Annotated in this window: 8 protein-coding genes; all 8 read right to left on the minus strand. The window is 70.5% G+C overall.

What is annotated here, in order from left to right:
- Nucleotides 1-869 (minus strand): DUF6197 family protein (locus P3H78_RS32475; RefSeq protein WP_276112776.1); only part of this gene is annotated, 869 nt, incomplete at its 3' end.
- 253 nt (nt 870-1122) lie between these two features.
- Nucleotides 1123-1770, minus strand: coding sequence for a hypothetical protein (locus P3H78_RS32480; protein ID WP_276112777.1), 648 nt, complete (start codon nt 1768-1770; stop codon nt 1123-1125).
- A 177-nt stretch (nt 1771-1947) separates the two neighbouring features.
- On the minus strand, nt 1948-2772 hold the full coding sequence (locus P3H78_RS32485; RefSeq protein WP_018520134.1) for a hypothetical protein: 825 nt from the start codon (nt 2770-2772) through the stop codon (nt 1948-1950).
- 187 nt (nt 2773-2959) lie between these two features.
- Entirely contained in the window at nt 2960-3892 is a 933-nt protein-coding gene (locus tag P3H78_RS32490; protein WP_276112778.1) for a Mom family adenine methylcarbamoylation protein, read from the minus strand.
- Nucleotides 3893-4085: 193 nt separating this feature from the next.
- Nucleotides 4086-5306 (minus strand): hypothetical protein, encoded by a 1221-nt coding sequence (locus P3H78_RS32495; RefSeq protein WP_276112779.1) that lies wholly within the window; start codon nt 5304-5306, stop codon nt 4086-4088.
- Nucleotides 5307-5519: 213 nt separating this feature from the next.
- Entirely contained in the window at nt 5520-5972 is a 453-nt protein-coding gene (locus P3H78_RS32500; RefSeq protein ID WP_276112780.1) for a hypothetical protein, read from the minus strand.
- A 193-nt stretch (nt 5973-6165) separates the two neighbouring features.
- Nucleotides 6166-6675: a hypothetical protein gene (locus P3H78_RS32505; protein WP_276112781.1), complete on the minus strand. Its 510-nt coding sequence runs from the start codon at nt 6673-6675 to the stop codon at nt 6166-6168.
- A 197-nt stretch (nt 6676-6872) separates the two neighbouring features.
- Nucleotides 6873-7367 carry a hypothetical protein gene (locus P3H78_RS32510; RefSeq protein WP_276112782.1) on the minus strand — a complete coding sequence of 165 codons (495 nt, stop codon included), beginning with the start codon at nt 7365-7367 and terminating at the stop codon, nt 6873-6875.
- Nucleotides 7368-7809 lie beyond the last annotated feature (442 nt).

Raw genomic sequence — 7809 nt, forward strand, 5'->3', positions numbered from 1 at the left:
CCATCGGCCACCGCGAGGGCCGCCGCTTGGAGCTCCTGGATCGCCTCGCCTTCGGCGCGGCCGGGCTGGTTGCCCCACGACAGGATGGTGGAGCGTCGGCGTCGAACCACGTCGTAGGCGGGTTCGTCGGGGCCTGCGGTGATGTCGTGTCCGGCCAGGCGGCTGGACAGTTCTTGAAGTGCGCTCTCCTGGGCCTGGTGGAAGGCGCGGAAGAGAAGGTGTCCGTCGGCGGGGATCGGTTTCGCGATGCGTAGTGCCCGGTCGACGGCGTGCAGCAGAGTGCACGGGGCAGTGTTCGCGAATCCGTCAGGGTCGTGCGTCAGGCCTCCGGGCCTCATGGTCACGTCCTCCAGGTGGGCGGCGGCCCATTCGAGGAGTCCGGATGCGGTGATGGGGTGCAGTGGGCGGGGTGGGCGCCCGGGGCGGACGGCGGCGGCTTGGGCACGTTCGGCGAGGCGCGCGGCATGGCGGAAGGCCTCTGCTGCTTCGTCACGCGTTCGGCCGTCCCGCCGTCCCCAGTCCTGCACGATGAACCGCCGGTGGTTCTCGTCCTCCCAGTCGGGGTCATGCGGCATGGCTCCGCCCGCGAGGTAGTCCGACACGACATCGAGCGCGAGGCGTTCGGCGGCGTACAGGGCCGGATAGTCGTAGGTACGCGTGCTGCTGCGGCGTCCGTAGCCGGCCGCGACGTCGAAGGCGCCCACCATGCTGGGAACGAGGTACCGGATGGTGGTGCCGTTCTTGCCGAAGCGGCCTCCTTCGCGCCCGTCGTAGAAGCCCCGGTTCTCGATGTGGGCGGCCGCCCAGTCGAGCAGATCGGGGGCGTTCGTCGGCAACAGGGTGCTCTCGGTGCTGTAGCGCAGTGTCATAGGGGACTCCGTCGAGGCGTGGGCGGGCGGCGCGGTGGCTGTCTGCCATGACCTTGAATGCGGGGAGGGTTACGCCCGCCATGGCTGAAGGGTGTGCCGGGGCCCAGCCCGTTGGTGGCGGGATGGGCCCCGGCGAGGGCGCCGGTGGTCGGCATCACCGCGGGCACAGGGCCTGTTGCTCGGTTGCGAGCGGGCGGGGACAACCGCTGGCCTTTGGGGCGGCACCTCCTCGCCGGGGGGCCCTGGGTGGACGTCAGGGGCGGGCGTGTGAGGGGTGACGCAGGACGAACAGGGCCTTGTCGATAGACGTGGTGGCGGGACGGATCAGATCGGAGTGCTGGTCGCCGCCCCATACGATCCATCGGTCGCCGTCCAGATGCGGGGTCCACGTCAGGAGGAAGGTCCGGCCGTCGGGGACGGTCGCCCACCATTGGCCGCGTTGTGTGGTCTTGAACGTCACCCCGGGCACTTCGGGAAGTTCGGGGACGGGGCCGAACCGGCGGTCCTGGAGGTCGAGGTACGCGCGGGTGGGGACGACCGCGACCTCGGACGTCGCCGGTCGCGCTGCGTCCGGCTCGCCGGAGGGGGGCTGCCAGTACGCGCCTCGCGCGTAGTTGAAGCCTCGCTTGGCCAGGACGGCCCCGGCGAGGTTCAGCACCTCATCGCGCAGGGCGTGCGCATGGGTGCCGTCCAGCCGGACAGATTCCCAGAGGGTCGGGCTGTCGTGTCCTTCGGCGTTCACCCAGCGCAGGGCAGCGCGTGAGGTGATCGGAGAGACGTAGACCCGGGCGGTAACGGGGCGGTGGCGCTCCTCCGAGGTGCGGCTCAGTTCCAGCCTGCGGTCTTCGGGGAGGGATGGTGACGGCTGGTCGTGGCCGGATCCGTGGTTGGTGGTGGTCACAGGGGTGGTCCTTCGGTCGATGCTGGCATGTGGTGGTGGCCGGGGCAGGAGTACGGCGAGGGCTGCCGTTGCCCGGTGTGCCAGATCGTGGTGGGGCGGCGGGTTAGCCGGGCAACCGCCTGCGCAGTGCGGCCCCCTGGCCCCGGCGGGGCGAGGGGGCCGCGCGTGGTGTGGGTGTTAGTGCGTGGTGCCTGTGGGCTGCTGGAAGAAGACGGGAGTGGCCACCTCGTAGGCGGCGAGCCAGTTCTCCCCCGGGCTCCCTGCGGGCGTCGCACGGCCGTCGACCGGGTAGAAGCGGTACCTGAGGCAGTCGGCAGCGGTTGCGATGAATCCACCGGTGGCCTGTTGCCAGGCGAGCGCTGCGTCGGTGTCCTCCTTGGTGGCGTGCTCCTGGTGGCGGCGGCCGTGCCGGTCGGCGAGGCCGATCATCCAGGCAACCAGGGCGGCGGAGTCGGTGGCGTAGTTGCCCGTGGCGAAGTCGGGGAGCTCCTCCAGGTACGGGTGCTGCTCTTGCTGCATCCAGTGGGCGCCGAGGGATCCGTGCTCGCCGATCGGGTGGTGGTTGGAGACCTCCGCTCCGTAGAGGTCGGTGCCCGACCATGTGACCTCGGAGTTGTCGGCGAAGGTGTAGCGGGCGTGGGTTCCCGCGCTGTCGCCCCATCCTTCGCAGGCGATGCCTGCGGCGGCCAGGCGCCGGTACACGGACCGGGCAATGGTCTGCTGGGCGATGATCTCGTTGTGCTTCTCGACGGGTGCGGTCCAGCATTGGCGCCCGCTGTAGCGCCAGTTGCCGATGCCGGTGTCGCCGTTGTACTCGACCCACGGCAGGGGGTCTGACTTGCTGCGCGGCTCGTAGGCGACGGGGAGCCCGGGGCCGACTCCAGCCATCACGCGGAGCATGGGCGGGCGGTCGTGCTCGTCGCCCTGGTGGTCACGATAGGCCTGGTAGGCGGCGGCGCGCTGCGCGATCACTTCGCGGGTGTAGTTCCGGCGTTTGGTCATGGTGGTGTGCCTCTCGCATCCGGCTCGGTTGTTCCGGGGCTCTCGTGGCCCCGGCGAGCGGCACACTGGGCGAGGGCACAGTTAGGGCAGCAACTACCGCATTCTGCGGCGACTTTGGGCGGCGGCCCCCCCCGGCCGGGGCCGGAGCGGGCCGCAGTGGTTGCTGGGCGCGATGTCCTGGTTCCGGTCAGTCGCAGGAGTCGGAGCCCTTGGGGTAAGGCTTCAGGTCCGGGTATCCGAGGGTGATCCGGTCGCGCTCGCGCTGGTTCTTCCCGAGCCGGAACACGTACCGGTGCGCGCCGCGATGGCGCAGGTTCCGGGCGCCCACGGCATGCAGGGCGTCGCGTAGCCACAGGGCCGGGTCGCAGCCGGCCCGGGGCGCCGGGGCTCCGAGAGAGATGAGCTTGGCTTCGACGTATTCGTGCCCTTGCTCCTGCTTTCTTACCTTCTGGGCGGATCGGTCGTTGAGCACGGTGCCGTCCGGCAGCAGCTTGATTGTCCGCGCCGTGGCGCGGCCGGTGTACGCCGCGTTCGACGCTTGATAAATCGTTCCTGCGTGCCCAACTGCTACCAGTTTGCCCTCATTTGTGCGTCTCGGTACCGGGTCAGCGAAGGAGACTACGCCTCGTACGTCCGAGGCGAGCAGCGCGTCAAAGGTGCGGGCAAGGAACCAGCTTTCGGAATTCGCCGGGCACTCGTCCAGCAGCACGAAGCGCGAGCACTCCAGCGCAGCCACATTGGGTTCCAAGTCGGGCAGTGCGCGCTCGAGCACGGCCCTGCTGACGGAGAGGCCGAACACGGCGACCCCGCTCAGCCGCGGTTCTCCCTCCGAGACGTTGAACAGGCCGAACGTCTTCTTGGCGGAGGGGAAGGAACCGGAGTAGTGGTGCCGGAGGACGAACTCCTTGGCCGTGCGCACGGCGAGCGGCTCCACGATGTAGTGACGCGGGTCGAAACCTCCGGTGCTGGTGTGCCGAAAGGAGTGCCGTCGCTCGCGCCACCGTTGGCACCATGGCGTCGAGGTGGGGAACTCGCCGAGGTTGTTGGTGGGCAAGTAGTCCGCGAGCACTGGTGAGACCGGGCGGGCGTGAACGGGCTGCGGGTTGGCGGAGCTGGGCACGGTCGTCTCCTTGGACATCATGAGTTGCGGTGGTGTCTTCGAGGGCCAAGCGGTGTGTGCGGGCGCGGATGGCGCGGGGAGGCCGCGCGTCGGTCGGCTACGAGGTGTCGTTGAACGGGCCGCTGGGCGGCGGCGCACCGGCCGGGCCCCGGCTCGCAGCCGAGGAGCTGCGGGCCGGGGCTCGGTCGGTGTGTCAGGCGGCCAGGTCGCAGGGGCCCTCGCCGAGCGTTGCGTAGGGGGCATGGCACCCGGGGCAGTGCCCGTCGCGGTGGTCCGGGAGGAGCGTGGTGGGCAGGTAGCGCGCCGCCTGCGCGGTGTCCGAGACGTAGACGGTGCCGTCGCTGTCGCGGCTGAACCGGATGGTGCCCGGCCTGCTGCGGTCCCGGGCACGCCGCAGGGTCGCGGCGACCTGGCGGCGGGTGAGGATCCCGGGTTCGTCGTGGTGGGGCAGGTGCCAGGTTCCCGTGGCGCGCAGCTGGATCACGTACTCGTCGGCTTCGAGGAGGTCGGCGATGCGCCGCACCTGCTCGCCCGTGATGACGGCGCCCGGCATCGTGGCGTGAACGGGGGCGCCCTCGGGGATGGGGTCTGCGTCCAGGGGGCAGCCGGTGGTGTTGGCCGGCGGGTCGGTGAGGTAGAGGCTGAGCCAATCTCCGGCGGCGGGTGTCCGTAGGGCGGCGAGGCTCTGGAGGACGGCTCGCAGAGCGGGGGTGTTGTAGCGGGGCTCGTGGTTCGTTGCACCGTCGCGGAAGCGGGTGGTGGCCTGGTGGACGAGCCAGGCCGGGGTGTCGTTGAAGTGCCCGGCGGGCACCTCTACCCCGAGGGGACGGGGCTGCATGTTGTGGCTCATGGTGCGCACCGCGAGGCGGGCTGTCTGGCGGAGGAAGGGTGCGTTCGCCTCATCCGGGAACGGCAGCTCGTGCGCGGCGGCGCGATCTTCGTAGGGGTCGAGCCGGGGAAGGGGGCGGGTGTTGTCGTGCCGGGCGATGTCGTTGGCCTCGTAGGCCAGGGTGGTCAGGTCGAGGACCTGGTTCACGGTCAGGCCGGGGCGGTGCGCGGCGGCGCGGGCATGGATGGAGAGGATGAACAGCCGGGTGCGTGCGCTGAGTTCGGTGGGCGGTGGCGTGGCCGGGCCGGGGCCGAGTCGCAGGGTGAGCGGGCCCAGGGAGCCGGAGCGCGCCAGGCGGTCTTCGGCGAGGGCGTCGAGGTCTTCTGCGAACTCGGTGTTGGTGAGGTCGATGGAGACGCGGGTGCCGTCGTCGTGGCGTACGGTCACGTTCTCGCTGTCGTAGGTCAGGGTGTGGGTGGTGGGGTCGTGGGTCGTGGTGACGGTCAGGGTGTGGACGGCCCGCTCGTGGGTGGAACGCGTGGTGAGGGCGTCACGGGCGGTGGTGATCAGGTGTGCGGCATTCACGGCAAGTTCCCCTTGAGGTCTGGCGTCGATGTGGCGGCGGGAACACGGGGCGTGCTCCCGGGCTGGCGTCACGAACGGTGGCCAGGTGGGGAGTTAGGGGCGCAAGGCCGATAGCGCGGCGCCCCGGCACGGACCAGGTGTCCGTGCCGGGGCGCTGGAGCGTCGCTTCTGCGGCGGGGCGAGCTGCCGCTGTCTTCGGGTGGATGAACCCGGTCAGCTCGACCCGGGGTCCTTCGTCTTCGTCGCCTCCTCGTTGTCGGAGTCGGTGGCCTGCTCAGGGTCCTCGTCGGGCTTCTCTGCCCCGTTGGTAGTGCTCACGCCGGCCGGCTTGTGCCAGGCGTACGCGCTGGCCAGTTCCGTCGCGGCGAGCACAGCCAGGAGGATGGTCCAGGCGGGGGCCGCCTCTGTCGCCACGCTCAGGACGGATGTGGCGGTGAGCAGCAGGCCCGCGACCGCGAGGAGGCGGCTGATGAACGTGCTGCGTCCCGTGCGCTGTACGGGCGAGCGGCCAAGGAGCAGCGCTGTGAGCGGCCGCTGCTGTGCCGGGTCGTTGTTGGGCTGGTCCGCTGCGAGTGCGGTGTGCAGGCACATCCCCAGCAGGGTGAGGATGTGCAGGAACGCGGCGAAGATCAGCAGTGCGGCCAGCGTGTCATTGGACTCGGACACGGTCCCCCTTCTCAGTCGAGGCGGCGCGTTGGTGCGCCGACGTGGGGGACTCTGGCGGGCTGGTGGGTTAGTCCCGCAACTGCTCGGGCTGATAGCGGCTGGCGCGAGGGGGTGGCAGCACAAGAGGACGTCCCCGGAGCGGCCCGTTTGGGGGCCGCTCCGGGGACGTCCTGTGTCGGTGCAGGTGGCGCGGTCAGTTCTGCTGGTGCGTCGGCGATCGGTAGGTGCGCGGGTCGAGGTGTGTCAACGTGTCCTTGGCCGCGCGCAGCAGGGAGCCGGTGAGCAGGCCGAGCTCGTCCAGTGCGTTCAGGGTCTCGGTCGGCTCGAGCTCATCGAGTCGGCCGAGCAGGGCGCCGTCGCTGGCGTCGGCGTGTGTCCTGCGTTCCTTGGCTTCCTCCCGCAGGGCAGCGAGGAGTGCAGCTGCGAGCTGCTGCCCGGTGCCGAACGGGGCGGGGCGGTGCTCGGTGACCAGGTCGCTGAGCCAGTCAGGCCAGGTCATCGGGTCCTTGAGGTCGGACTGGTCGACGTACGCGGCTTCGCCGTCGTCGGCGGTGAGGCGGACGGCCTTGAGGGTGGTGTCGGTGAAGCTGAGGGTGACCTGGGCGATGGCCCGCTGCCGACCGAACATGTCGGCGACGGGCCGGTTGCTCGGCAGATCCACGGTGATCCTGCGGCGGTCGTTCGTGACGACTGAGTCGATCATGAAGTAGGTGCTCCTTGTCGGCTGGGGGTGCGGCCTGCTGTCCGCCGCGCATCCAACGTCGGACGGGAGGCGGCAAGACGGGCAACTGCGTGGGTGAGGTCGGCCGATGCCGCTCGGACGTGACGTGCAACGGCGAGGACCGTTCCTGCCGGGGAACGGCCTCGCCTGACGGCGCGGTAGTGCGCCCGAGCCGGTAACTAGGAGGCCAAGGTGGCCTGTTCGTAGATGGCGATCGCCTCCCTCACGCGCGTGCCGAGGACGGTCGCCCCGGGGCCGGCGAGCCACTGCGCGGTCGTCAGGGTCGGGGTCGCTGCCAGGCTGGCGATGAGGTCGGACAGGTCGATGTGCGGGTTTCCGTTGGCGTTGCACGAGCTCTCGAAGGCTCCGACCCTGGGCACGTACGCGAGGTAGTGGCCGTCGGCCTCCTCGAAGTACGGGTCCTGCCAGAGCATGAACGTGGTGTCCGGCGCGTCCTTGCGCAGTCGTGCGGCCAGGTCGTCGGATGCCCCCAGGGGGGCGTGGTGGTTGCCGTAGCTCTCTCCGAGCCGGAGGGCGCCCTTGGTCCTTGTGCGGCTCGGGGGCATCCCCCAGTCCGTGGCGAGGTCGAAGGACTCGATGGCGCAGCGAACGGCGTGGTGCTCGTGTTCGGGAGATTCGTAGACGGTGATCTGAAGGGGGGATTGCGAGGACATGGAGCTCCTGTCGTCGATCGGTGACGACGGGCGCGCCGCGGAGCGGCGGCCCGGTGGATCGCACTGTCGAAGGGCGCCTGCCAAGCGGCGCAACTCCCACCGCCGTAGTGCCTGCGCGGGGGCGCGGGTCAGCTCCGGTTGGTGGTGCAGGGGTCTGTGGGCGCGGCGTGGAATGGCGCTCGGGCCCGCACGAAGGTGTGCGGGCCCGAGGTGAGGCAGCCGGTGGAGCGGGCGGGACGAGGCGGGCTCGTCCTGTGGGGTTGGACCGGAGCGGGTGGGTGCTCTCAGTTCAGGATGTTCAGGAGGGTGTGAATGCGGTGGGCTGTGTCGGCTGCTCCGAGCCGCAGCGTGCCGGTGAGGACCTGCTGCGCTGCGCGGTCGGTGATGTCCCAGTCGTACCCGTACTCGGGGCCGAGCGGGTTGTGGAAGTGCATGACGTGGG

The organism is Streptomyces tropicalis (assembly GCF_029269835.1).
GTDB classification, from domain to species: domain Bacteria; phylum Actinomycetota; class Actinomycetes; order Streptomycetales; family Streptomycetaceae; genus Streptomyces; species Streptomyces tropicalis.